At 68.0% G+C, this 21,945-nt stretch carries 26 protein-coding genes and 1 pseudogene; 14 read left to right on the top strand and 13 right to left on the bottom strand.

The genetic code is table 11. The features are described 5' to 3' along the window. Positions 1-21: 21 nt before the first annotated feature. The 10 genes from EH199_RS15570 to EH199_RS15525 form a co-directional block, all read right to left on the bottom strand. On the bottom strand, positions 22-252 hold the full coding sequence (locus tag EH199_RS15570; protein WP_124810182.1) for a hypothetical protein: 231 nt from the start codon (positions 250-252) through the stop codon (positions 22-24). Between the two features lie 199 nt (positions 253-451). Then, complete coding sequence (locus EH199_RS15565; RefSeq protein ID WP_124810181.1) at positions 452-1,717, bottom strand: N-succinylarginine dihydrolase; 1,266 nt, start codon at positions 1,715-1,717, stop codon at positions 452-454. Between the two features lie 27 nt (positions 1,718-1,744). Beyond that, the gene (locus EH199_RS15560; RefSeq protein WP_124810180.1) at positions 1,745-2,758 is read right to left on the bottom strand and encodes an arginine N-succinyltransferase; all 1,014 of its coding nucleotides are present in this window, start codon (positions 2,756-2,758) and stop codon (positions 1,745-1,747) included. A gap of 5 nt (positions 2,759-2,763) precedes the next feature. Further along, on the bottom strand, positions 2,764-3,969 hold the full coding sequence (locus tag EH199_RS15555) for a hydrolase (protein ID WP_124810179.1): 1,206 nt from the start codon (positions 3,967-3,969) through the stop codon (positions 2,764-2,766). Positions 3,970-4,081: 112 nt separating this feature from the next. Further along, positions 4,082-4,228 carry a lmo0937 family membrane protein gene (locus tag EH199_RS15550; protein WP_124810178.1) on the bottom strand — a complete coding sequence of 49 codons (147 nt, stop codon included), beginning with the start codon at positions 4,226-4,228 and terminating at the stop codon, positions 4,082-4,084. Between the two features lie 115 nt (positions 4,229-4,343). Beyond that, on the bottom strand, positions 4,344-5,423 hold the full coding sequence (locus EH199_RS15545) for a phosphotransferase family protein (RefSeq protein WP_124810177.1): 1,080 nt from the start codon (positions 5,421-5,423) through the stop codon (positions 4,344-4,346). Continuing rightward, positions 5,420-6,511, bottom strand: a complete 1,092-nt coding sequence (locus EH199_RS15540) for a Zn-dependent alcohol dehydrogenase (protein ID WP_124810176.1) — start codon at positions 6,509-6,511, stop codon at positions 5,420-5,422. Before EH199_RS15540 ends, EH199_RS15545 begins: the two co-directional genes overlap by 4 nt. Positions 6,512-6,634: 123 nt before the next feature. Further along, positions 6,635-7,924 (bottom strand): acyl-CoA dehydrogenase family protein, encoded by a 1,290-nt coding sequence (locus EH199_RS15535; RefSeq protein ID WP_124810175.1) that lies wholly within the window; start codon positions 7,922-7,924, stop codon positions 6,635-6,637. 127 nt (positions 7,925-8,051) lie between these two features. Further along, positions 8,052-9,479: an MFS transporter gene (locus tag EH199_RS15530; protein WP_190287288.1), complete on the bottom strand. Its 1,428-nt coding sequence runs from the start codon at positions 9,477-9,479 to the stop codon at positions 8,052-8,054. Next, positions 9,476-10,324, bottom strand: coding sequence for an SDR family NAD(P)-dependent oxidoreductase (locus EH199_RS15525; protein ID WP_124810173.1), 849 nt, complete (start codon positions 10,322-10,324; stop codon positions 9,476-9,478). Before EH199_RS15525 ends, EH199_RS15530 begins: the two co-directional genes overlap by 4 nt. 206 nt (positions 10,325-10,530) lie before the next feature. Between EH199_RS15525 and EH199_RS15520 the strand changes: the two genes are divergently transcribed. From EH199_RS15520 to EH199_RS15510, 3 genes are all read left to right on the top strand, one after another. After that, positions 10,531-11,691, top strand: coding sequence for an acyl-CoA dehydrogenase family protein (locus EH199_RS15520; RefSeq protein WP_124810172.1), 1,161 nt, complete (start codon positions 10,531-10,533; stop codon positions 11,689-11,691). Between the two features lie 119 nt (positions 11,692-11,810). Next, on the top strand, positions 11,811-12,950 hold the full coding sequence (locus EH199_RS15515) for an acyl-CoA dehydrogenase family protein (RefSeq protein WP_124810171.1): 1,140 nt from the start codon (positions 11,811-11,813) through the stop codon (positions 12,948-12,950). Positions 12,951-12,995: 45 nt separating this feature from the next. Further along, positions 12,996-13,799: an SDR family oxidoreductase gene (locus EH199_RS15510; protein ID WP_124810170.1), complete on the top strand. Its 804-nt coding sequence runs from the start codon at positions 12,996-12,998 to the stop codon at positions 13,797-13,799. A 62-nt stretch (positions 13,800-13,861) separates the two neighbouring features. On the opposite strand, the gene gmk is transcribed toward EH199_RS15510, so the two are convergent. Further along, positions 13,862-14,515 (bottom strand): guanylate kinase, encoded by a 654-nt coding sequence (gmk, locus tag EH199_RS15505; protein ID WP_124810169.1) that lies wholly within the window; start codon positions 14,513-14,515, stop codon positions 13,862-13,864. A gap of 86 nt (positions 14,516-14,601) precedes the next feature. Between gmk and EH199_RS15500 the strand changes: the two genes are divergently transcribed. Beyond that, the gene (locus tag EH199_RS15500; protein WP_124810168.1) at positions 14,602-14,979 is read left to right on the top strand and encodes a VOC family protein; all 378 of its coding nucleotides are present in this window, start codon (positions 14,602-14,604) and stop codon (positions 14,977-14,979) included. Between the two features lie 22 nt (positions 14,980-15,001). On the opposite strand, the gene EH199_RS15495 is transcribed toward EH199_RS15500, so the two are convergent. Then, positions 15,002-15,463, bottom strand: a complete 462-nt coding sequence (locus EH199_RS15495; protein ID WP_223806707.1) for a hypothetical protein — start codon at positions 15,461-15,463, stop codon at positions 15,002-15,004. Between the two features lie 54 nt (positions 15,464-15,517). Beyond that, complete coding sequence (locus EH199_RS15490) at positions 15,518-16,015, bottom strand: SspB family protein (RefSeq protein ID WP_124810167.1); 498 nt, start codon at positions 16,013-16,015, stop codon at positions 15,518-15,520. A 158-nt stretch (positions 16,016-16,173) separates the two neighbouring features. Between EH199_RS15490 and hisB the strand changes: the two genes are divergently transcribed. From hisB to EH199_RS15440, 10 genes and pseudogenes are all read left to right on the top strand, one after another. After that, on the top strand, positions 16,174-16,776 hold the full coding sequence (hisB, locus tag EH199_RS15485; RefSeq protein ID WP_124810166.1) for an imidazoleglycerol-phosphate dehydratase HisB: 603 nt from the start codon (positions 16,174-16,176) through the stop codon (positions 16,774-16,776). Further along, positions 16,769-17,404 (top strand): imidazole glycerol phosphate synthase subunit HisH, encoded by a 636-nt coding sequence (gene hisH, locus EH199_RS15480; RefSeq protein ID WP_124810165.1) that lies wholly within the window; start codon positions 16,769-16,771, stop codon positions 17,402-17,404. The genes hisB and hisH overlap by 8 nt, the downstream gene beginning before the upstream one ends. Before the next feature lies 1 nt (position 17,405). Then, complete coding sequence (hisA, locus tag EH199_RS15475; protein WP_124810164.1) at positions 17,406-18,134, top strand: 1-(5-phosphoribosyl)-5-[(5-phosphoribosylamino)methylideneamino]imidazole-4-carboxamide isomerase; 729 nt, start codon at positions 17,406-17,408, stop codon at positions 18,132-18,134. A gap of 3 nt (positions 18,135-18,137) precedes the next feature. Then, on the top strand, positions 18,138-18,899 hold the full coding sequence (gene hisF / locus EH199_RS15470) for an imidazole glycerol phosphate synthase subunit HisF (RefSeq protein WP_124810163.1): 762 nt from the start codon (positions 18,138-18,140) through the stop codon (positions 18,897-18,899). 52 nt (positions 18,900-18,951) lie between these two features. Beyond that, entirely contained in the window at positions 18,952-19,278 is a 327-nt protein-coding gene (locus EH199_RS15465) for a phosphoribosyl-ATP diphosphatase (RefSeq protein ID WP_124810225.1), read from the top strand. 54 nt (positions 19,279-19,332) lie between these two features. Next, positions 19,333-19,713 carry a histidine triad nucleotide-binding protein gene (locus tag EH199_RS15460; protein WP_124810162.1) on the top strand — a complete coding sequence of 127 codons (381 nt, stop codon included), beginning with the start codon at positions 19,333-19,335 and terminating at the stop codon, positions 19,711-19,713. Positions 19,714-19,833: 120 nt separating this feature from the next. Next, positions 19,834-20,322: a YbgC/FadM family acyl-CoA thioesterase gene (locus tag EH199_RS15455; RefSeq protein WP_124810161.1), complete on the top strand. Its 489-nt coding sequence runs from the start codon at positions 19,834-19,836 to the stop codon at positions 20,320-20,322. Further along, a complete protein-coding gene (gene tolQ, locus EH199_RS15450) occupies positions 20,319-21,020 on the top strand; it encodes a protein TolQ (protein ID WP_124810160.1) in 702 nt (233 codons plus the stop codon). Before EH199_RS15455 ends, tolQ begins: the two co-directional genes overlap by 4 nt. Before the next feature lie 3 nt (positions 21,021-21,023). Continuing rightward, the gene (tolR, locus tag EH199_RS15445) at positions 21,024-21,485 is read left to right on the top strand and encodes a protein TolR (protein WP_124810159.1); all 462 of its coding nucleotides are present in this window, start codon (positions 21,024-21,026) and stop codon (positions 21,483-21,485) included. Positions 21,486-21,497: 12 nt separating this feature from the next. Further along, positions 21,498-21,945, top strand: a pseudogene (locus EH199_RS15440) (hypothetical protein); the annotation flags it as partial.

Here is a 21,945-nt window from a genome sequence, read left to right as displayed (position 1 = left end):
CCGGGGTGGAACCGCCTGGTTCTACAGCCGGAGCCGGTCGGCCTGTTCGTGCCGCAGGCAGTCGAAAATCTTCGATCCGGCCATGAACACGGCGGCGGTGCAGGCCAGGAACAGCAGCTTGCCGCCGAAGCCGGGATAGACCGACAGGTAAACCTGCCCGCGCTCGACCGCGCCCAGCGCCAGCGCATAGATGATGGCGCAGGCCTCAAAGCGAGTCTTGATGACGAAAAGGCGACCGAGCTTTCCGAACATTGTTATCCCCTGCGCCGCTGCGTCCTTCTCTGCGGGGACGGCCGGCGCCATTTTACAACCACCAGTCAGCAATCATCGTGCCAGCCCCGGATTTCCGGGAAAGGGCAAGGTTAACTGGATGGTAACTGTAAAACGCGGCGACAGGTAAGGAAATCTGCGGGTCCCGATGTTCCAATGTGGGAGCGATCCTGCTGCGGTGTCAGGCCAGCGCACCAAGGTCCAAGGCATCGAGCAGGCCCCCCCGCGCCGCGCGTACTGTGATGGCGAGCGATTCGCGGCCGAGGTCGGCCGGATCGATCTGTTCGGGCCAGAGCCGGGCGATCGTGGCCTCGATCCGTTCGGCCTTTGCCTCGTCCAGCAGGAAGCGCGGATCGACCGTGGCGGGATCGGCCACCACGCGCAGCCGCAGGCAGGCGGGACCGCCGCCGTTGGCCATCGATTGCCGCACATCCACCGGCAGCACGCGGCGGATCGGGCCGTTGCCGGCCAGCATCCCGTCCAGCCAGCCCCGCACGGCGGGATTTTCCCAGGCTTCCAGCGGGATCACCAGGCCCATGTCGCCATCGGGCAGCGTCAGCAACTGCGCGTTGAACAGATAGCTGCGGATCGCCTCGGCCAGGCTCACCGCGGCGGCGGGCACGATCACGATCTCCGCCTCGGGCAGCTTGTCGCGGATCGCGGCATAGGCGCCCTCGGGGTCGGCGAAGGCCTGTTCGTGGGTGAACAGCACGCGTTCGTTGGCGACGGCGACCACGTCGTTGTGGAAGGCGCCGGCGGCGATCGCCTCGGGCGCCTGTTCGATGAACAGCGCGCGTTCGGGATCGAGGCCGTGCAGCCGCGCGACGGCGCGGCTCGCCTGTTCGTGCTGGCGCGCCGGAAACGCGCCGCCGGTGCGGCCATAGACGAAGATCTCGATGCCCGGCGCGTCGTGCCGCGCGGCCATGCGCATGTGGTTGGCCGCGCCTTCATCGCCGAAGCACGGCGGAACCGCGCCATGGAGCGCGAAGTGCGCCGTGTCGGCAAAGGCGAGCGCGAGCTGGCGGGCGGTGTCCGGCCATTCCTGCGAGCGGTGGAGCATCGTCACGAGGTTGGCGGGGGTCAGGTGGCAGCGGCCGTCGGCGGTATCGGGGCCGGGGCTGACCGTGGCGGCGTTGGCGGTCCACATCGACGAGGCCGACCAGGCCGCCGCGCGCAGCCGGCGCTGCACCGGATCGCCTTCGTCGATCGCGGTCAGGCCCATGGCCTCCACCAGCGTGGAATTGGGCCGGGGCAGCGGCGCGAAAAAGCCCTGCGCCAGCCCCAGCGCCAGGTTGTGCCGCATCTTGGCCACGCCCTGCAGCGCGGCGGCGCGCGGATAGGAGACATCGCCGGCGTGGCTGGCCGAGGCGAGGTTGCCGAGGCTCAGCCCCGCGTAGTTGTGGCTCGGGCCGACGATGCCGTCGAAGTTGATTTCCACCAGTTTCACAGGAGACTCCGTCCGGTTCGCGCGGCCTTAGCGTTCCACATGCCAGATCATGTCGCCCTCGCGCACGTCCAGCGCGGCGGCGGCCATGGGATCGAGCGTCACCCCGTCACCATCCTCCCCGATTTCCGCGAAGGTGCAACGGAAGGTGGAAAGGTGGCCGGTGGCGGCGAGCGCCTTCTTCGGATTGTCGGGCGGGCAGACCCGCGCCACGTTCACATGGCGCGCCTCGGCGATCGATTTCACCCGGTCGGTGCGCGCGGTCATCGTCGGGCCGCCATCGAAGATGTCGAAATAGCCTTCGTTGGCAAAGCCTTCGCCTTCCAGCATGCGCATCGCGGCGCGGCCCGAAGGGTGGGGCAGGCCGATCGCGCTGCGCGCCGAATCGGGCAGCATCGCGATATAGACCGGGTGCTTGGGCATCAGATCGGCGATGAACTGGTTGCCGTTGATGGCGTTGAAATAGTCCGCTTCCTGGAAGCTCATGCCGAAGAAGCGCCCGGCCACGCCATCCCAGAACGGCGATCCGCCGCGTTCGTCGATGATGCCGCGCAATTCGGCCAGGATGCGGTCGGAAAAGCGCGCGCGGTGCATGGCGATGAACAGGTAGCGGCTGCGCGCCAGCAACATGCCGAGGCCGCCGGCGCGCTCGGACGGGTGCAGGAACAGCCCGCCGACCTCGCTCGACCCTTCGAGATCGGTGACGAGGTTGAGCATTTCGGCGCGGAAGGTGCGGCCTAGTTCCTTGGAATGCTGGGTCAGCGTGGCCATGCGATAGGAATAGAACGGCCACTGCAGACCGACGCGCGTGAAGAGCTGCGCGGTGCCGCGCACTTCGCCGGTCTCGATGTCCTCCAGCACCAGCACGAACAGCTCGTCGCCGCCCGTTTCCTCGGTGCCATAGGCTTCGGCCGAGCGGTCGAGCTTGGCCTGCAGCGCCTTGCGGTCGGGCGGCAGGTTGGTGAAGCCGCCACCGGTCAGCTTGGCCATCTCGTACAAGTGCTGGAGGTCCTGCGCGCCGGCGGCGCGGATACGGTGCGTCATGACGGTCAGTTGCCTCCGGAAAGCCGGTGAAGGACCAGCGCGGACAAGGCCGCGCGTTCCGCCAGCGAGGATACGATCAGGAATTCGTCGGGCGAATGGATCGCGCCGCCGCGCACACCCATCGTGTCCACCACGGGCACGCCCAGCGCGGCGATGTTGTTGCCATCGCAGACCCCGCCCGAACTCTCCCAGCGGATTGGTTGCCCCAGCGCCGCGCCGCAATCGCGGACCAGCCCGAACAGCGCCTCGGCCGGGGGATCGAGCGGCTTGGGCGGGCGCGAGAGGCCGCCGTGGAGGTGGATGGAGACTTCATGCTCGCGCTCGATCTCGGCGATCAGGCCGCGCAGCGCCACGGCGAAGCGATCGGCATCGGTCACCGCGCGCGGGCGAATGTTGAAGCGCAGCACCGCGTGATCGGGCACCACGTTGTTGGCCGAACCGCCGTCGATCCGCGCGGGATTGACCGAAAGCGTGGCCGTTTCCATGTGCTTGAGCCGCAAGGCGAGATCGGCGGCTGCGACGATCGCGTTGCGCCCGTCCTGCGGATTGCGCCCGGCGTGGGCGGAGCGGCCGGTGACGATCAGCGAAAAGTTGCCGCTGCCCGCGCGCGCGCCGGCCAGCGTGCCATCGGGCAGGGCGGACGGTTCATAGGTCAGCGCCGCCGCCTTGCCGTGCGCCAGTTCCGCGATGAGCGCGGCGGAGGCGAGGCTGCCGGTCTCCTCGTCCGAATTGATCATCACATCGTAGCCGACGTTGCCGGCCGCCACGCTGGTTTCGAACGCGGCGAGCGCGGCCAGGATCACCGCGATGCCGCCTTTCATGTCGGCGACGCCAGGGCCGTTCAGCGTCTCGTCATCCAGCCAGCGCTGCTGCTGGAAGGCGTGGGTGGCCGGAAACACGGTGTCCATGTGCCCGGTCAGCAGATAGCGCCGCGCGGCCTGTGGACGGACCGAGAGTACGAAATGCGCGCCGTGGCCCACTTCCTCCTCGCGCCCATCCGCCGCGATGGCGGTCACGCGCGCAGGTTCAACCTTGCGGATTTCTCCCGGCAGATCGGAAAAGGCATCGGCCAGCAGGTCCCACTGCCGCGCCAGACCATCCAGATTGCGCGTGCCGGTGTTGACCGCGCTCCATGCCTGTACCTGCGAAAGCATGGCGCCGGCATTGAAGCGGCCGACAAGATCGCGTTCTGTCGCTGAAAGCTGTTGCATATGTAACCGGTGTAGCCGCTGCCGCGGGCGGGGTGAACCCCCGTTGGCAGAGGACCGTGCCGGTTACAATGGGCGCCGCGTGTGGCGGCCTGTTGCCGCCAGTCTGCCCCCTCTAGGCTCTGCGACCGGTGAACAGCTGGAACAGACCCACGACGATCGCCACCACCAGCACCAGGTGGATCAGGCCGGCCGTGATCTTGAACACGAATACGCCCAGCAGCCACAGAACGAGCAGCACGACGGCGATGGTCATCAGCATGGTTGGCATCCTTTTTCGGGTGCTGCCGGGTCGTCTGCTGAGAGCCGCCCGGCGCTTTCCTGTTTCGATGCCCATCTACGCCGAAGCGCCGCTTTGGTTCCTGGTTACGTAACGTTCAGGCGCCCGCCTTGACCGCGAAGGACCACGCCGTTTCGGCGAGCGGCGTGACCCGTTCCGACATCTGCCGGGCATGGGCGCTGGAAGCGGTGCCATCGATCACGCGCTTCTTGATGCCCTGGATGATCCCGGCCAGGCGGAAGAAGTTGTAGGCGAAGTACCAGTTCAGATCGGGCACGCCATCGCGCCCGGTGGCAGCGCAATAGCGTTCGACGATCTCCTCGAGTTCGGGAATGCCCAGCGCCTTGCGATCAAGGTCCATCACGCCCGACCGGCCGCCGTTCTCGGTCACCCAGGCCAGTGCGACATAGGTGAAATCGGCCAGTGGATCGCCCAGCGTGGACAGTTCCCAGTCCAGCACGGCGGCGACGCGGGCCTCGGTGGGCGCGAAGATCATGTTGTCGATGCGGTAATCGCCGTGGACCACCGAGGTGCGCGTCTGTTCGGGCAGCGTGGCGGGGAGCCACGCGATCAGCCGCTCCATCACGTCCATGTGTTCGGTTTCGGCCAGCTTGTACTGCTTGGTCCAGCGATCGACCTGCCGGCCGAAGTAGTTGCCGGGCTTGCCGAAATCCGAAAGCCCCGCCGCCTCGATGTCCGCGCTGTGCAGCGCCGCCAGTGTGTCGATCATGGCGTGGTAGGTCTGGCGGCGGAAATCGGGCGTGGCGCCGGGCATGGCGCCATCCCAGATCGTGCGGCCTTCGACCATGCCCATGACGTAGAACATCGATCCGACCACCGAATCGTCGGTGCACAGGCCATATTGCGGCGCCACAGGAAAGCCCGTCTTCGCCAGCCCGGCCTGGACGCGGTGTTCGCGATCGACCGCGTGCGCGGAGGGCAGCAGCTTGCCGAACGGCTTGCGCCGCAGCACGTAGCTGCCCGAAGGCGCGTCGATGCGGTAGGTCGGGTTGGATTGCCCGCCCTTGAACTTGCGCACCGTCAGCGGCCCCCGGAAGCCCGCCACGTTGGCCGCGAACCATTCGGTCAGGCGCGCTTCGTCGAGCCGGTCGGCCCCTTCGGGCACGACCGTTCCGGTAAAGGCGGCCTGGGCGTCGATCGGGGCCGGTTCGCTCATTGGTCGAACACGATCACCGAACGGGCGGAATGGCCCTGCTTCATCTTCTCGAAGCCTTCGTTGATCCCTTCCAGCGGAATGCGCTCGGCGATGATCGTGTCGAGATCGAGCAGGCCGCGCATGTAGAAATCGACCAGCCGCGGCAGGTCCACCGGGAAGCGGTTCATGCCCATGATCGCGCCTTGCAGCTTCTTGCCCGAAAGCAGGTCCATCGCCGGCAGGGCGACCGCGTGGTTCAGCGGCATCATGCCCAGGATCGTGGCGGTGCCACCCCGGCGCAGCGACTTGACCGCGAGTTCGCCCGAAGCCGGCCGCCCCACCGCCTCGATCGCGTGATCGACGCCGCCCTTGGTCAGTTCGAGGATCTGCTTGGCCGCATCGGGGGCCAGCGCATCGACCACGTCGGTCGCGCCCAGCTTCTTCGCCAGTTCGCGCTTTTCCGGCATCGGATCGGCGGCGATGATCCGCCCCGCGCCGGCGATCTTCGCGGCGTTGACGGTGGCAAGGCCCACGCCGCCGCAGCCGACCACGGCCACGGTTTCGCCCGGCGTCACCTTGCAGGCGTTGAACACCGCGCCGGCGCCGGTGGTCACCGCGCAGCCGATCACCGCCGCGCGATCGAGCGGCATCTCCGGATTGATCGCGACGCAGGCATGTTCGTGCACCAGCATCATTTCCGCGAAGGCGGACAGGTTGAGCATCTGGTTGACCGCGCTGCCGTCGCTGGCCCGCGTCAGGCGCGGCGCTTCGCCGGCGCCCCGCCGCGTGTCGCCGCCCAGGCACAGCGCCATGCGGCCGGTCACGCAGAATTCGCAGTGCCCGCAGAAGGCGGACAGGCAGGTGACGACCGCGTCGCCCTTCTTCACGGTGCGGACTTCGCTGCCCACCGCTTCGACGATGCCGGCCGCTTCATGGCCCGGCACGGCGGGCAGCGGGTGGGGATAGGTGCCTTCGATGAAATGGAGGTCCGAATGGCACAGGCCGCAGGCCGCCGTGCGGATCAGCACCTCATGCGGGCCGGGCTTGGCAATGGCGAGCCGGTCGATTTCCAGCGGCTGGCCGGGCTTTTCGAGAATGGCGGCTTTCATGTGTGCTTTTCCTTTGTGGTCCCCATCGGGACGGAGCAGGGCGAGCGTTAGCGGCGGAGTGCCCGACCGGCCCACCCCCAACCCCTCCCGCGTGCGGGAGGGGGGAGTTGGCGCCAGAGAGGCCTAGCGCGCCACGCCCAGATCGCCCGAGCTGAAGCCGCGATCGCCCTGCGGGCCTTCCGCGTGGCGGGCGAACTCGATGCGCGCGATGGCGCGGTTGTGGACTTCGTCGGGCCCGTCCGCCAGCCGCAGCGTGCGCATGTGGGCATAGCTTTCGGCCAGGCCGAAGTCTTCGGACACGCCGCCGCCGCCGTGCGCCTGGATCGCGTCGTCGATGATGCGCAGCGCCATGTTGGGGGCCTGCACCTTGATCATCGCGATTTCCAGCGCGGCCGCCTTGTTGCCCACCTTGTCCATCATGTCTGCCGCTTTCAGGCAGAGCAGGCGGGTCATGTCGATGTCGATGCGGGCCTGCGCGATGCGCTGTTCCCAGATCGAATGTTCGGACACGCGCTTGCCGAAGGCGACGCGCGATTGCAGGCGCTTGGCCATCTTGGCGATGGCTTCTTCCGCCACGCCGATCGTGCGCATGCAGTGGTGGATGCGGCCCGGCCCGAGGCGGCCTTGCGCGATTTCGAAGCCGCGCCCTTCGCCCAGCAGGATGTTCGACGCCGGGATGCGCACGTTGTCGAGCCGGATTTCCATGTGGCCGTGCGGCGCGTCGTCATAGCCGAACACCGGCAGGAAGCGCTCGATCGTCACGCCCGGCGCATCCAGCGGCATCAGCACCATCGACTGTTGCTGGTGGCGCTTCGCCTCGAAATCGGTCTTGCCCATGACGATGGCGATCTTGCAGCGCGGATCGCCCGCGCCCGAGGACCACCACTTGCGCCCGTTGATGACGTATTCATCGCCTTCGCGGCGGATCGAGGTTTCGATGTTGGTGGCGTCGGACGAGGCGACCTGCGGTTCGGTCATCAGGAAGGCGGAACGGATTTCGCCGTTCATCAGCGGCTTGAGCCATTCGTCCTTCTGGTCGCGCGTGCCGTAGCGGTGCAGCACTTCCATGTTGCCGGTATCGGGCGCGGAGCAGTTGAAGGTTTCGCTGGCCCAGCCCACGCGGCCCATTTCCTCGGCGCAGAGCGCGTATTCGAGGTTGGTAAGGCCGGGGCCTTCGAAGGCGAAGCTGTCGTCCACATGGGCACGGCCGGACTGCGGCGGCATGAACAGGTTCCAGATGCCCTGCGCCTTGGCGCGGGCCTTCTCCTCTTCAAGGACCTGGATCACTTTCCAGCGTTCGCCGCTGTTCTTCTCGGCCTTGAATTCGGCATTGCGCGGGCGGACACGGTCCTCGATGAACTGGCGTACGCGGTCACGCCAATAGACCTGGCGTTCTGTGGGGTCGAAATCCATCTGTCCTCTCCTTGCGTCCGGGAAGAATTCACCGGGCATCGGGCGAATTCAAGCGAAAACTAACTGTGCGGTTAAAGCGGGCCTTGATCCGGAGCAAAACCGGTCCCGGGGGCTTCAGACCCCGGCGTCAGGGGTGCAGCCCTCCCGCGTCGGGATCGCTGTGCGCCAGCTTGTCGAGCAGGGCGAGCCGCGCTTCGTGGGCGGCGCGATCGATCGGAAACCGGCGCGCGATCAGGGCGGTGGCCACGGCGAGAAGGGCGGTGCAGACGGCATAGGCCAGGCTCAGCCGGTCTATCACCGTCGCGGGCACCGCGTCCGGTCGCGCGTTGGGCTGCAACTGCGCATAGCTGAGCAGCAGCCCGGCGGCGAAGATGCCCAGCCCGGTGGCGCACTTGGACGCAAGGAACGCCCCGGCCGACAGCGTGCCTTCCGACCGGCGCCCGGTCTGTTCCTCCGACGCTTCCACCACGTCGGCCACCATCGACCACAGCGCGATCGACGAGGTCACGGTGAAGGTGTTGGCCAGCAGCGTGCAGACGAACATCGCCACCAGCGCCGGCGTGCTGCCGTCCGCCGCCCAGAGATCGCCATAGCGCAGCAGCAGCGGGCCGACCCAGAACAGCATGCCCAGCGGCGCGGTGGCCGCCACCGCGCCCGCCTTGCCCCAGCGCCGCTGTGCCGGCCCGGCGAGCAGCGAGGCGCCGATGACGCTGCCGAACAGCACGACCGGAAATATCTGCAAGGCCGTGGGCGTGAAGCGCCAGACGTAGAGGTACAGGTAGTTCGACAGCGCGAAGGTGATGCCCTGGCTGGTCATGGCGCAGGCGATGCCCGCCATCACCACCAGGCAGGCGGGGTGCGAGAAGCTTTCGCGGATTTCGCCCAGCGAACCGAGCAGTCCCTTGCCGGATGAGGCCTGTTGCGGCGGCCAGCCGGCGATGGTGCGGTGGAGGCCGATCGCCGAGCCGAGCACGCAACCCGCCATCAGGATCGCGCCGGCGATGCCGAACGCGCGATAGCCTTCGCGCGCCAGCATCGCGTTGGGCAGGAACACGCCATAGGCCAGCAGCAGCATCAGCAGCCCGCCGCCCCAGGCGAACACGAAGCGGAAGCGGGTGAGGCGGGTGCGCTCGTCGTAATCGCGGCTGATTTCGGCCACCAGCGCGGCCGAGGGCACCTCGCAGGCCGCGACCAGCCCGCGCACGAGAATGGCCGAGACCAGCAGCGTGGCGAAGCTGGGCGCGCCGGTGGGCGACCACAGCAGCACCCACGCGATCCCCAGCGGGATCGGGGCAAGGTAGAGGAACGGCAGGCGGCGGCCGAAACGCGTGCGCGTGCGATCGCTGACATGGCCGACCAGCGGATCGACGAGCCCGTCGAACACCAGCGCGATCAGCAGCGCCAGGCTGACGAGCCGGGCGTCCATGCCCAGCACCTGGTTGTAAAACAGCAGCAGGAACGTGGAAAAGCCGTTGTCCTTGATCCCGTAGGCCACGCTGCCAAGCCCGGCAAACGCCGCGGTCCGCGTCGGAACGCGGCCTTCTATCGGGATCACGCCGGCTGCCCGGCGTCTGCCATCTGCTGCAGGGCGTCGAACATCCCCGGCATGGTGGGATCCCAGCTGTGGCGCGGGCCGATGGTGATGCCGCCATCGACGATCAGCGAGGTGCCGGTGACGAAGCCGGCCGCGTCGCTGGCCAGGAACAGCACGGCGTCCGCGATGTCGTCCGGCTGGCCGCCGCGCGCCACCGGCTGTGCGCTTTGCGACATCATCGCGATCGCGCCCTTGGCCTGTGCTTCCAGTTCGGCCGGCATTTCCAGCGAACGGGTGAAGATGTTGGTGTTGATGAAGCCCGGCTGCACCGCGTTGACGCGGATCTGGTGTTTGGCGAGGTCCGCCGCCGCGCACTTGGTCAGGTGCAGCACCCCGGCCTTGGCGACGGCATAGGCGGTGGGCGAATAGCCCGGCCCGACCGCCGCGACCGAGGAAGTGTTGACGATCGCCGCGCCCGGGCGGCCGATCATGTGCGGGACGGCATAGCGGATGCCGAACGCCACCGACCGCAGCAGCAGGTCCATCGTGCGGTCCCAGCCGGCCGGCTCGATCTCGTCGATCGTGGCGCGATCGCCGCCCGCGCCGGCATTGTTGAATACCACGTCGATTCCGCCGGTTTCGGCGGCGGCGCGGTCCATCAGCGCCTTGATGTCCTCGGTCCGGGTCACGTCGCACCGCGCGGTGGCGATGCTGCCGTTGGTGGTGGCCGCCAGCGCGGCAAGGCCCTGTTCGTCGATGTCCGCCGCATAGACGCGCGCGCCTTCCGCGGCGAACTTGAGCGCGGTGGCGCGGCCGATTCCCGAGGCGGCACCCGTTACGACAACGGTCTTTCCTTCGAAGCGCATGGTTCTCTCCCGGCCCGGTCGGGCCTGTGTTCTGGACCGTGTTCCGGTCTGTCTGTTTGGCCGGGAGCTTAGGCGCGAATGGGTCTTCGTCAATGCCTTGGCGCTTGACGCTACGGCATCCTTGCATCGCGCAAACCCTTGGAAATCCGCGCTTGCGCAAGCGCAGCGACTCGCCTTAACCTTGCGATTAAGAGAGGAGCCCGAACATGTCTGATCTCGACAGTTTCCGACAGGAAATCCGTGCGTGGCTGGAAGCCAACTGCCCGCCGGAAATGCGCGAGCCCGTGCGCGACGAAGGGGACATATGCTGGGGCGGGCGGCGCTTCCAGTTCAAGAACGCGGCCCAGAAGACCTGGCTCGAACGCTGCGTGGCCAAGGGCTATACCGTGCCCGATTGGCCCAAGGCCTATGGCGGCGCGGGCCTGTCGCCGGCCGAAGCCAAGATCTGGCGCGAGGAGTGCGCCCGCATCGGCGCCCGGCCGCCGCTATCGAGCTTCGGCATCTGGATGCTGGGGCCGGCGCTGCTGAAGTTCGGCACCGAGGAGCAGAAGGTTCACTACCTGGGCCAGATCGCGCGTGGCGAAATCCGCTGGTGCCAGGGCTATTCCGAGCCCGGATCGGGCTCCGACCTCGTCTCGCTCCAGACCTTTGGCGAAGATAAGGGCGACCACTGGGTGGTCAACGGCCAGAAGATCTGGACCTCCTATGCCGACAAGGCCGACTGGATCTTCTGCCTCGTCCGCACGGACAAGACCAACAAATACCAGGGCATTTCCTTCCTGCTGTTCGACATGGAGAGCCCCGGCGTCACCACCAAGCCGATCAAGCTGATTTCGGGCAGTTCGCCGTTCTGCGAGACGTTCTTCGACAACGTGCAGGTGCCCAAGGCGCAGATCGTCGGCCAGCTCAACCGCGGCTGGGACGTGGCGAAATACCTGCTGGGCCACGAGCGCGAGATGATCTCCGGCGCGGGCGGCAGCGACCGGCTGACCACGATCGGCGCGGTGATCGCGCGGAACGGGCTGGAAGACCCGATTCTGCGCGCCGAACTGGCGCAGTTCGATGTCGATGCGCTGGCCTATACCGCGATGGGCGAGAAGTTCCTCGACGAGATCAAGGTGGGCAAGGCGCATCCGGCGCAGCCCAACATGATGAAGTATGCCGGGACCGAGCTGAACAAGCGCCGGCACGAACTGCTGATGGCCGCCGGCGGCAGCACCGCGCTGGAATGGGAAAGCGAAGCGACCAGCGGCGGCACGCCCGCGCGATCGTGGCTGCGGACCAAGGCGAACTCGATCGAGGGCGGCACCAGCGAGGTGATGCTCAACGTGATCGCCAAGCGCATCCTGGATCTTCCGGGGGCCTGACGCTTCGATCCCCCCTCCCGCTTGCGGGAGGGGCCGGGGGTGGGCCGAACGAGGCGCCCCCCAAGCCATGCCCACCCCTGACCCCTCCCGCAAGCGGGAGGGGAAACGGAGCAAACGACATGCCGCTCTACCATACCGAAGATCAGGCGATGCTCGCCGAAACCGTCATCGGCTTCATGGCCGACGAAGGCGGGATCAAGCAGCAGCTGCGCCACTGGCGCGACATCAACTGCCCGGACGGGTTCGGCCATGCGCTGTGGAAGCAGTTCGCCGAGCTGGGCCTGACCGGCATCCTCGCCGCCGAAGCCGATGGCGGGCTGGCGATGGGGCATGTCGAGGCTGGCATCGTGCTCACCGAAATCGGGCGCAACCTCAGCCCTTCGCCGTTCCTGACCACGGCGGTTATGGGCGTGACCGCGCTATCCGCCGGATCGGACGAGCTGCGCGGCCGCTGGCTGCCCGGCGTTATCGCGGGCGAGACGGTGCTGGCCATGGCGATCGACGAAGGTCCCAAGCACCGCCCCGAACGCATCGCCTGCCGCGCCGAGAAGGCGGGCAATGGCTTCCGCCTTTCGGGCCGCAAGGACTTCGTGGTCCACGGCGCCTCGGCCGATGCCCTGATCGTGGCCGCGCGCACCGCGGGCAGCGACGGCGACGCCGATGGTGTCACCCTGTTCGCGGTCCCCAAGGATGCCGCGGGCGTGCGGCATGACGTGGTGCGGCTGGTCGACAGCGCCATGGCCAGCCACGTCACGTTCGACAACGTGGAGCTGGATGGCGATTGCGTGATCGGCGAGGTCGATGGCGGCCGCGCGCTGCTGAACCGGGTGCTCGATGCCGGCCGCGTCGGCGCGGCGGCGGAGCAGATCGGCGTCGCTTCCGGCGCGTTCGACATCACCACCGCCTATCTCAAGACGCGCAAGCAGTTCGGCCAGCTGATCGGGGAGTTCCAGGCGCTGCAGCACCGCGCCGCGCATCTCTATTCGGAAATCGAGATTGCCGAGGCCGCGGTGATCAAGGCGCAGCAACTGCTCGATGCCGGCTCCGACAAGGCGGAGCTGATGGTGGCCGTGGCCAAGGCCAAGGCGGGCAAGGTCTGCAACCTGGCGGTGCGCGAAGGCGTGCAGATGCACGGCGGCGTGGGCATGACCGACGAGTTCGACATCGGCCTCTACATGAAGCGTGACCGCGCGCTGTCCGAATTCACCGGCGATCCGTTCTACCATGCCGAGCGCGTGGCGAAGCTGAGCGGATATTGACCCTGATTGCCCTTCCCGTGCGGAAGGAAAGCGAAAGGCACTGACATGGATTTCAGCAAGCTGTTCAGCCTTGAAGGCCGCGTGGCGGTGATTACCGGCGGATCGCGCGGGATCGGCCGGATGCTGGCCGAGGGGTTCCTCGCCGCCGGCTGCGCGAAGGTCTACATCACCGCGCGCAAGGCGGCGGTGGTAGAGGAAACCGCGCGCGAACTGGGTGATCGCGTGATCGCGCTGCCGGGCGACATTTCCACGCTCGCCGGGATCGAGGCGCTGGCCGAGGATCTGGCGAAGCTGGAGCCCAAGATCGACATCCTGGTCAACAACGCCGGCGTGGCGTGGGGCGCGGACTTCGAGGACTTCCCCGAAGGCGGCTGGGACAAGGTGATGAACCTCAACGTCAAGACGCCGTTCTTCCTCACGCAGAAGCTGCACGGTCTGCTCAAGGCGGCCGCGTCGGCGGGGCAACCGGCCAAGGTCATCAACATCGCCTCGATCGACGGGATGCGGGTCAACCCGTGGGAAACCTACAGCTACCAGGCGTCCAAGGCGGCGGTGATCCACCTGACCCGGCGCATGGCGGCGCGGCTGATCAAGGACAACATCGTCGTCACCTGCATCGCGCCCGGCGCCTACCCTTCGGAAATGAACAAGGTGGCGGCGCGCAAGCCGGAGGAATCGGCACGCGGCATCCCGTCGGGGCGGATCGGTGGCGTCGAGGATATCGCCGGCGGTGCGATCTACCTGGCCAGCCGCGCGGGCGACTATGTCGTCGGCACGACGATCCCGATCGACGGCGGCATCGTCAACGCCTGGATCCCGAGCGACTTCGTCGATCCTTCGGGGCATTGAGCCGGCCTTCGGGGCACTGAGGCCGATCGCCGGCAGGTTGCCCGCCTGCCGGCGCGCCCGTTCTATCCCCGCGTCAGTTCGCGGACGAAGCCAATCAGCCCGGTCTGGCGCGCGCGCTTCATGCGTTCGGCGGCGAGGATCTGCTTCACCTTGTCGAAGCAGCTCTGGATGTCATCGTTGACCACGACATAGTCGTAGCCGTCCCAGTGGCTGATTTCGGCCTGCGCGCGCGCCATGCGGCTGGCGATCACTTCGGCGCTGTCGGTGCCGCGCCCGGTCAGGCGGCGGTGCAGCTCGTCCAGGCTGGGCGGCAGGATGAACACGCGCACCACATCGGTTTCCGCCTTCTGGTAAAGCTGCTGCGTGCCCTGCCAGTCGATGTCGAACAGGAAATCGCGCCCTTCCTTCAGGCCCGCGCGGATCTGCGCCTTGGGCGTGCCATAGCTGTTGCCGAAGACATGCGCCCATTCGTAGAACGCGCTTTCCTCCACCATGCGGTCGAATTCCGCCTGGCTGACGAAGTAGTAGTCCTTGCCGTCGACCTCGCCCGGCCGCATCGGGCGGGTGGTGACCGACACCGACATCGCGATCTCGTCGTCCTCGTCCAGCAGCTTGCGCGCGATCGTCGTCTTGCCCGCGCCCGATGGCGATGACAGGATGAACATCAGCCCCCTGCGATGGAGCGTATCCGTGGTATGCGTGGTGTTATCGGCCATGCGTGCTAGTGGCGCATGGACAAGGCGGTGGTCAAGGCCGTGGTCAGGGTCGTTACTGGGCGGCGAGCCGCCGGCGGGAGCAAGGGATGGACATTCAGAGGCTCGATCACGTGCAACTGGCCATGCCACCGGGCGGAGAGGACCGCGCGCGGGCGTTCTACCGCGACGTGCTGGGCATTCGTGAAGTGCCCAAGCCGCCGCATCTGGCGAAGCTGGGCGGCTGCTGGTTCGAACGCGATGCCGTCAAGGTCCACCTCGGTGTCGATCCCGACTTCCGCCCGGTGCATAAAGCCCACGTCGCGTTCATCGTGGCGCATCTTGGCGATCTGGTGCGGAAGCTGGAACATGCCGGCTGCTACGTGATCCGCGACGAGGCGTCGCGCGATGGCTACCAGCACGCCTATGTCGACGACCCGTTCGGCAACCGGCTGGAACTGATGGAGCTTTCGGCCCGGCTTCGCTGACGGCTGCAGGCGGACCGCCGGGCTATTCCTTCTCGCCCTTTTTCGCCTTCGCATCCACGGCCGCCTCGCCTTCCGCCTTCGCGGATTTGCCGTGCCGGCGATCGTACAGCGTCTTGGCCAGCAGGCCGCCGCCGACCATGATCGCGCCCGGTACCGACCGGGTGGCCACGCGGGCCAGCGCGGTGCCGATCAGCGTTTCGCCCATGGTGCGGCCGCGGATGATCTTCTTCGCCTTGGCCGCGCCGGTGCGGTTGCCCAGCAGCCCGCGCTCCACGCCGCGCCGCAGCAGGGCGCCGCCGGCGCGCAGCGCGATGTCGGCCAGGATCAGGTTGGTCATCGCGTTGGTGCTGGGGCCCGGGATGCTTGGGCCGGGGATGCTGGGGCCACTCCCTGCTTCATCGGCCGCCTTCCCGACAGGCGCGGTGCCGCCTTTCCCGGTGATCCGGCCGGGTTTGATTTTTGCCAGCTTGTCCCTGATCGTCATGCCTTGCCCTTCGGTATTCCCGCCGGGGCCGACATCCTGCGGCAGGCCCCGCCGCTATTTCTTGCGGCCGAAATCCACCGTCACCACGTTGGACCCGTCCTCGTTGCGTTCAACGGCCGGGTGCTCCGCCTGTTCCGGCGAATCGTTCTCGGCGCTTTCGTGCGGTTCGTCGTCGCTGTCGGCGATCGCCTGGAACTGCAGGCCGAAATCCACCGCCGGATCGACGAAGGCGGTGATCGCGCTGAACGGAATATCCAGCATGGCGGGCACCTGGTTGAAGCTGAGCCCCACGCTGAACCGGTCGCTCTCCACCTTCAGATCCCAGAACTTGTTCTGGAGCACGATCGTCATCTCGTCGGGGAAGCGCTCTTTCAGGCGCGCCGGGATCGAGACGCCGGGCGCCTGGGTCTTGAAGGTGATATAGAAATGGTGGTTGCCGGGCAGCGAGCCGCCAGAGGCTTCCACTTCGCCCAGCACGCGGCCGACGACGGCGCGCAGGGCCTCCTGCACGATCTCGTCATAGGGGATCAGGCTGTCGGGCGTATCGTTCATCGTCGCCACAACTGGCCTTGGCCGCCCGCGCGGTCAAGAGGGCATGTCTCCACATGGCCTTGTTGCGCGCAAAGATTGATTCTCGTTCGCACCCGCCTATAGGCGGCGCAGTTGAGTCCGCCTCGGATACGCAGGCCCAGACAGCACAGGACCAAACCATGCAGCAGTCCCGTACCGGATCGGTCGCGCGCAAGACGGCGGAAACCGACATCGCGGTCTCGGTCAACCTCGACGGCACGGGCGCCTATGACGTGTCCACCGGCATCGGCTTTCTCGATCACATGGTCGAACAGTTTTCGCGCCATTCGCTGATCGACGTGACGATGCGCGTGGTGGGCGACCTGCACGTGGACCAGCACCACACCACCGAGGACAGCGCTATCGCGCTGGGCCAGGCGATCACCCAGGCGCTGGGCGACAAGAAGGGCATCGCCCGCTACGGCACCGCCTATTCGCCGATGGACGAGGCGCTGTGCCGCGTCGCGCTCGATATTTCGGGCCGCCCGGTGCTGGTGTGGAAGGCCGCGTTCACCCAGCCGCGCCTGGGCGAGATGGACACCGAGCTGTTCGAGCACTGGTTCCAGTCGGTGAGCCAGGCGGCCGGCATCACCCTGCACATCGAATCGCTTTACGGATCGAACAACCACCACATCATCGAAGGCATCTACAAGGGCTTTGCCCGCGCCATGCGGCAGGCGGTGGAAATCGATCCGCGCAAGGGCGATGCGGTGCCGTCCACCAAGGGCATCCTCGGTGGCTGAAGTGCTCGCGCTGGTCGATTACGGCGCCGGCAACCTGCGGTCGGTGGCCAATGCGCTGAAGGCGGCGGGGGCGGAAGGCGTCGCGGTGACCGCCGATCCTGACGTGGTGCGCGCGGCCGATCGCATCGTCCTGCCCGGCGTGGGCGCGTTCAAGGCCTGCATCGATGCGCTGGAAGCGGTGCCGGGGCTGGTCGCGGCGATGCGCGAGCGCGTGCTGGTGGGCGGCGCGCCGTTCCTGGGCATCTGCGTGGGCATGCAACTGCTGGCCGACCGTGGCGTGGAACATGGCGTGACGCCGGGGCTTGGCTGGATCGGCGGCGAGGTTCGCCTGATCGAGCCGATCGATCCCGCGATCAAGGTGCCGCACATGGGCTGGAACGACGTTGCCCCGGCGCACCATGCCGGCGCGCCGGCGGCGGGCCTGATCGAGCCGGGCGAGGCCTATTTCCTGCATTCGTACCACTTCGTGCCCGAAGCGGGCGCGGACGTGGCGGCGATGACCGACCACGGCGGCGGGATCGTCGCCGCCGTCGCGCGCGAGAATATCCTGGGGGTGCAGTTCCACCCCGAAAAGAGCCAGTCCTACGGGCTGGAGCTGCTGGCCCGTTTTCTGGAATGGAAGCCCTGACATGATCGTCTTTCCCGCCATCGACCTGAAAGCAGGGCAGGTCGTCCGCCTCGCCGAAGGCGATATGGACCGGGCGACCGTCTATGGCGACGACCCGGCGGCCCAGGCGCTGCTGTTCGCCGAAGCGGGCGCGATGCACCTGCATGTCGTCGATCTCGACGGTTCGTTCGCCGGCCGCGCGGAAAACCGCGAGGCAGTGGAAGGCATTCTCGAAGCCTTTCCCGGTCACGTCCAGCTGGGCGGCGGCATCCGCACGCGCGAAGCGGTGGCGGGCTGGTTCGACCTGGGCGTGAGCCGCGTGGTCATGGGCACCGCCGCGTTGAAAGACCCGGAATTCGTCAAGGACATGGCCAAGGAGTTCCCCGGCGGCATCGTGGTGGCGGTGGACGCGCGCGACGGCATGGTCGCGACCGAGGGCTGGGCCGATGTGTCCGACGTCTCGGTGGTCGATCTCGCCCGCCGGTTCGAGGACGCCGGCGTCGCCAGCCTGCTGTTCACCGACATCGGCCGCGACGGGCTGCTCAAGGGCGTGAACATCGAGGCGACGGTGGGCCTGGCCCGGCGCGTGGACATTCCCGTGATCGCCAGCGGCGGGGTGAAGGGGCTGGACGACATCCATGTCCTGACGCTCCACGCCGAGGACGGGATCGAGGGCGTGATCACCGGCCGCGCGCTTTATGACGGGCGGCTGGACCTGCGCGCGGCGCTGCAGATGGCGGCGAGGGGCTGATCGATGACTGTCCGCGTCCGCGTGATCCCCTGCCTCGATGTCCGCGACGGGCGCGTGGTCAAGGGCGTCAACTTCGTCGACCTGCGCGATGCGGGCGATCCGGTCGAGCAGGCGCGCGCCTATGACAAGGCCGGGGCGGACGAGCTGTGCTTCCTCGACATTTCGGCCAGCCACGAAGGGCGCGGCACGCTGCTCGACGTGGTCGCGCGCACGGCCGAGGTCTGCTTCATGCCGCTGACCGTGGGCGGGGGCGTGCGCAGCGCCGAGGACGCGCGCGCGCTGCTGCTGGCGGGGGCGGACAAGGTCGCGGTCAATTCCGCCGCCGTTGCCCGGCCCGAACTGGTGGCGGACATCGCCCAGCGCTTCGGCGCGCAATGCGTGGTCGGCTCGGTCGACGCGCGGCGGGTGGCGCCGGGGAAGTGGGAAATCTTCACCCACGGCGGCCGCAAGCCGACCGGGATCGACGCGCTGGACCATGCCGTGCGCCTGGCCGACCTGGGCGCGGGCGAACTGCTCGTCACCTCGATGGACGGGGATGGCACCCAGCAGGGCTATGACCTGGAACTGACGCGGACGATCGCCGATGCGGTCAGCGTGCCGGTGGTGGCGAGCGGCGGCGTGGGCGCGCTCGACCACCTGGTCGCCGGGGTGACCCAGGGCCACGCCAGCGCGGTGCTGGCGGCGTCGATCTTCCACTTCGGCACGCATTCCATCGCCGAGGCGCACGCCGCACTGCGGGCGGCGGGCCTTCCTGCGCGGGCCTGACCGGGATTCGGGCCTCTTGACCCGGAGGCCCGGCCGCTCCATCCCCCGCGCCATGGACCACGCCACCACTCTCGCGCGCCTGGAAGCGACCATCGCGGCGCGGCGCAACGCCGATCCCGCGACCAGCTATGTCGCCAAGCTCCACGCGCGCGGGCTGGGTAAGATCGCGCAGAAGGTGGGCGAGGAAGCGACCGAGACGGTGATCGCCGCGCTTTCGGGCAGCGCCGACGAGCTGACCGGCGAAGCGGCGGACCTGCTGTTCCACCTGCTCGTCCTGCTGGGCGCGCGGGACGTGCCGCTGGCCGCCGTGCTGGCGGAACTGGACCGGCGCGAAGGCGTTTCCGGCATCGCCGAAAAGGCCAGTCGGCCGACGGAGTAAGCGACCTCGAAAGACCCGCCATTCCGACAAGAAACGCCAAGAGGAGAGCCGGCCATGGCCGTTGACGCCACCCTGCCTTACGACGACCAGAACGTGTTCGCGAAGATCCTGCGGGGCGAGATCCCCGCGCGCAAGGTCTATGAGGACGAATGGGCGCTGGCGTTCCACGACATCAACCCGCAGGCGCCGCTGCACATCCTGGTCATCCCCAAGGGCGCCTATGTGAGCTGGGACGATTTCTCGGCCCAGGCGTCCGATGCAGAAATCGGCGGCTTCGTGCGCGCGGTGGGCACGGTGGCGCGCGAGGCGGGGGTGATCGAGCCGGGCTATCGCCTGCTCGCCAACGTCGGGCCGGACAGCCACCAGGAAGTGCCGCACCTGCACGTCCACGTCTTCGCGGGCCGTCCGCTGGGGCCGATGCTGGTGACGCGCTGAGCGAGCGAGGGCGTAGCGGCGGCGTTTTCGGGTTCTGTCCTTCGGTTCGCCTGATGCTTAACAAAGTTCGCCGCACGACCTTGCCCTTCGACTCGTCGCACGGCTAGAAACGGAACGCCCATGCTCCCGCCCGCGCCGCCTTCCGGCCGTTTCGACGGCGCCGTCCATCTTTTCCCGGTCCGCGTCTATTTCGAGGACACGGACCTTTCCGGCGTGGTCTATCATGCCAACTACCTGCGCTGGTTCGAACGCGCCCGTTCCGACATGCTGCGCTGCCTGGGCATCGACCAGCGCGGCGCGCATGACGCGGGCGAGGGCGCCTATGCCGTGACCGACCTGGCGATCCGCTATCTCCGGCCCGCCCGGCTGGACGATGCGGTGCTGGTGCGCAGCGAGGTTTCCGATATTTCCCCCGCGACTTGCCGGATCGTCCAGCGTGCGTTCAGGGAAGACGCGCTCTTGTCCCAAGCGACCGTGCGTGTCGCCTTCGTTGCGCCCACTGGCCGGCCCCGCCGCCAGCCGCGCGCGTGGGTCGATGCGTTCCACACTGTCCTCGTTGCTCCATCCGAAGCGACCTCATCCGAACAGGAAGGCCCGATTTCCGCATGATGCTCGAAGTTCTCGCCAGCGGCGCCGCCGGCGCGCCGACCCAGCTCAATCCGGTGGAGCTTTTCCTTCACGCCGACATCGTGGTGAAGGCGGTGATGGGTGGGCTGGTGCTCGCCAGCGTCTGGGTCTGGACGATCATCGTCGGCTTCCGGATCAAGATGGGCCGCGTCCAGCGCCAGTGCGACAAGTACGAGCGCGAGTTCTGGGACGCGCACGACATTGACGCGTTCCAGAAGGAGAACGGCAAGCGCGACGTGGCCTCCGCCCGCGTCGTCAACGCCGCGCTGGGCGAATGGCGCCGGTCCACCTCGGGCCGCACGATTGACCGCGAGGGCACGCGCCAGCGGCTCAGCCTTGCGCTGGAAGGCGCGGTGACGGCGGAAAGCGACGCGCTGGCCGGGCGGTTGAACTTCCTGGCCACGGTCGGCTCGGTGGCGCCGTTCGTGGGTCTGTTCGGCACCGTGTGGGGCGTGATGGACAGCTTCTTCAACATCGGCGCGCAGCAGAATTCGTCGCTGGCGGTGGTCGCGCCCGGCATTTCCGAAGCGCTGCTGGCCACCGCGATCGGCCTGTTCGCGGCGATTCCGGCGGTCGTCGCCTACAACCGCTTCTCGCACCGGGTGAACCGGTTCGAAGCGCGGCTGTTCCGCTTCGCCGATCGCTTCCAGGCGTCGCTGAGCCGCGAGCTGGAGCAATAGGCGATGGCGATGAACCTTTCGGCGGGCGGCGGCGGGCGGCGCGGCCGGCGCGGGCGGGGCCGGGGCGGCCCGATGTCCGAGATCAACGTTACCCCGCTGGTCGACGTGATGCTGGTGCTGCTGATCATCTTCATGGTGACCGCGCCGATGCTGACCGCTGGCGTGCCGATCGACCTGCCCGACAGCAAGGCCGAAGCGCTGAAGGAAGAGCAGGACGAAATCACCGTGTCGATGGATGCGGACGGGCGCATCTTCCTGGGCGATCAGGAACTGGCCCCCGGCGAACTGGGCGACCGGCTGATGACCATGCGCCCGGCCGAAGGCGTGGGCAAGCCGCCGCTGGTCACGCTGCGCGCCGACCGCGGGCTTGATTACGGCCGCGTGATGGCGGTGATGGGCGAACTGAACAACGCCGGGTTCAAGTCGATCTCGCTGGTCACCAACGGTTCAGCGGCCACGCCATAGGCGCTATCGACGATGCGCGATCCCTCCGCTCCGGGCCTCTCGAAGGAAGAAGGCGTCGCCCTGGCGATTGCGGTGGCGGCGCATGCCGCGCTGATCCTGGCGCTGACGCTGTCACCTCCGGGCAAGAAGCTGCAGCCGCCGCCCGAACGCATGACCGTGACGTTCTCGGACGAGATCGCCGACAAGTCGACCTCGCCCGATCCCAACGCGCAGGCCGCGCCCGATGTCGCGCCCGCGCTGGGAGAGCCGCAGCCCGCGCAGGAAGCGCAGCCGGAACCCCAGCCGCAGCCGGCGCCGCAACCCCAGCCGCAGCCCAAGCCGCAACCTGAGCCAAAGCCCCAGCCGCAACCGAAGCCCGTGGCGCTGCAGCCACGCCCCGCGCCGCCAAGGCCGGTTCCCCGGCCTGCACCGCCGAAGCCCGCGCCCCCGAAACCTGCGCCACAGGCTCGCCCCGCACCGG

Origin of the sequence: Novosphingobium sp. LASN5T, assembly GCF_003856955.1 — a bacterium.
GTDB lineage: Bacteria > Pseudomonadota > Alphaproteobacteria > Sphingomonadales > Sphingomonadaceae > Novosphingobium.
The sequence above is the reverse complement of the archived record's forward strand: the minus strand, read 5'-3'. Positions and strand labels throughout refer to the sequence as shown.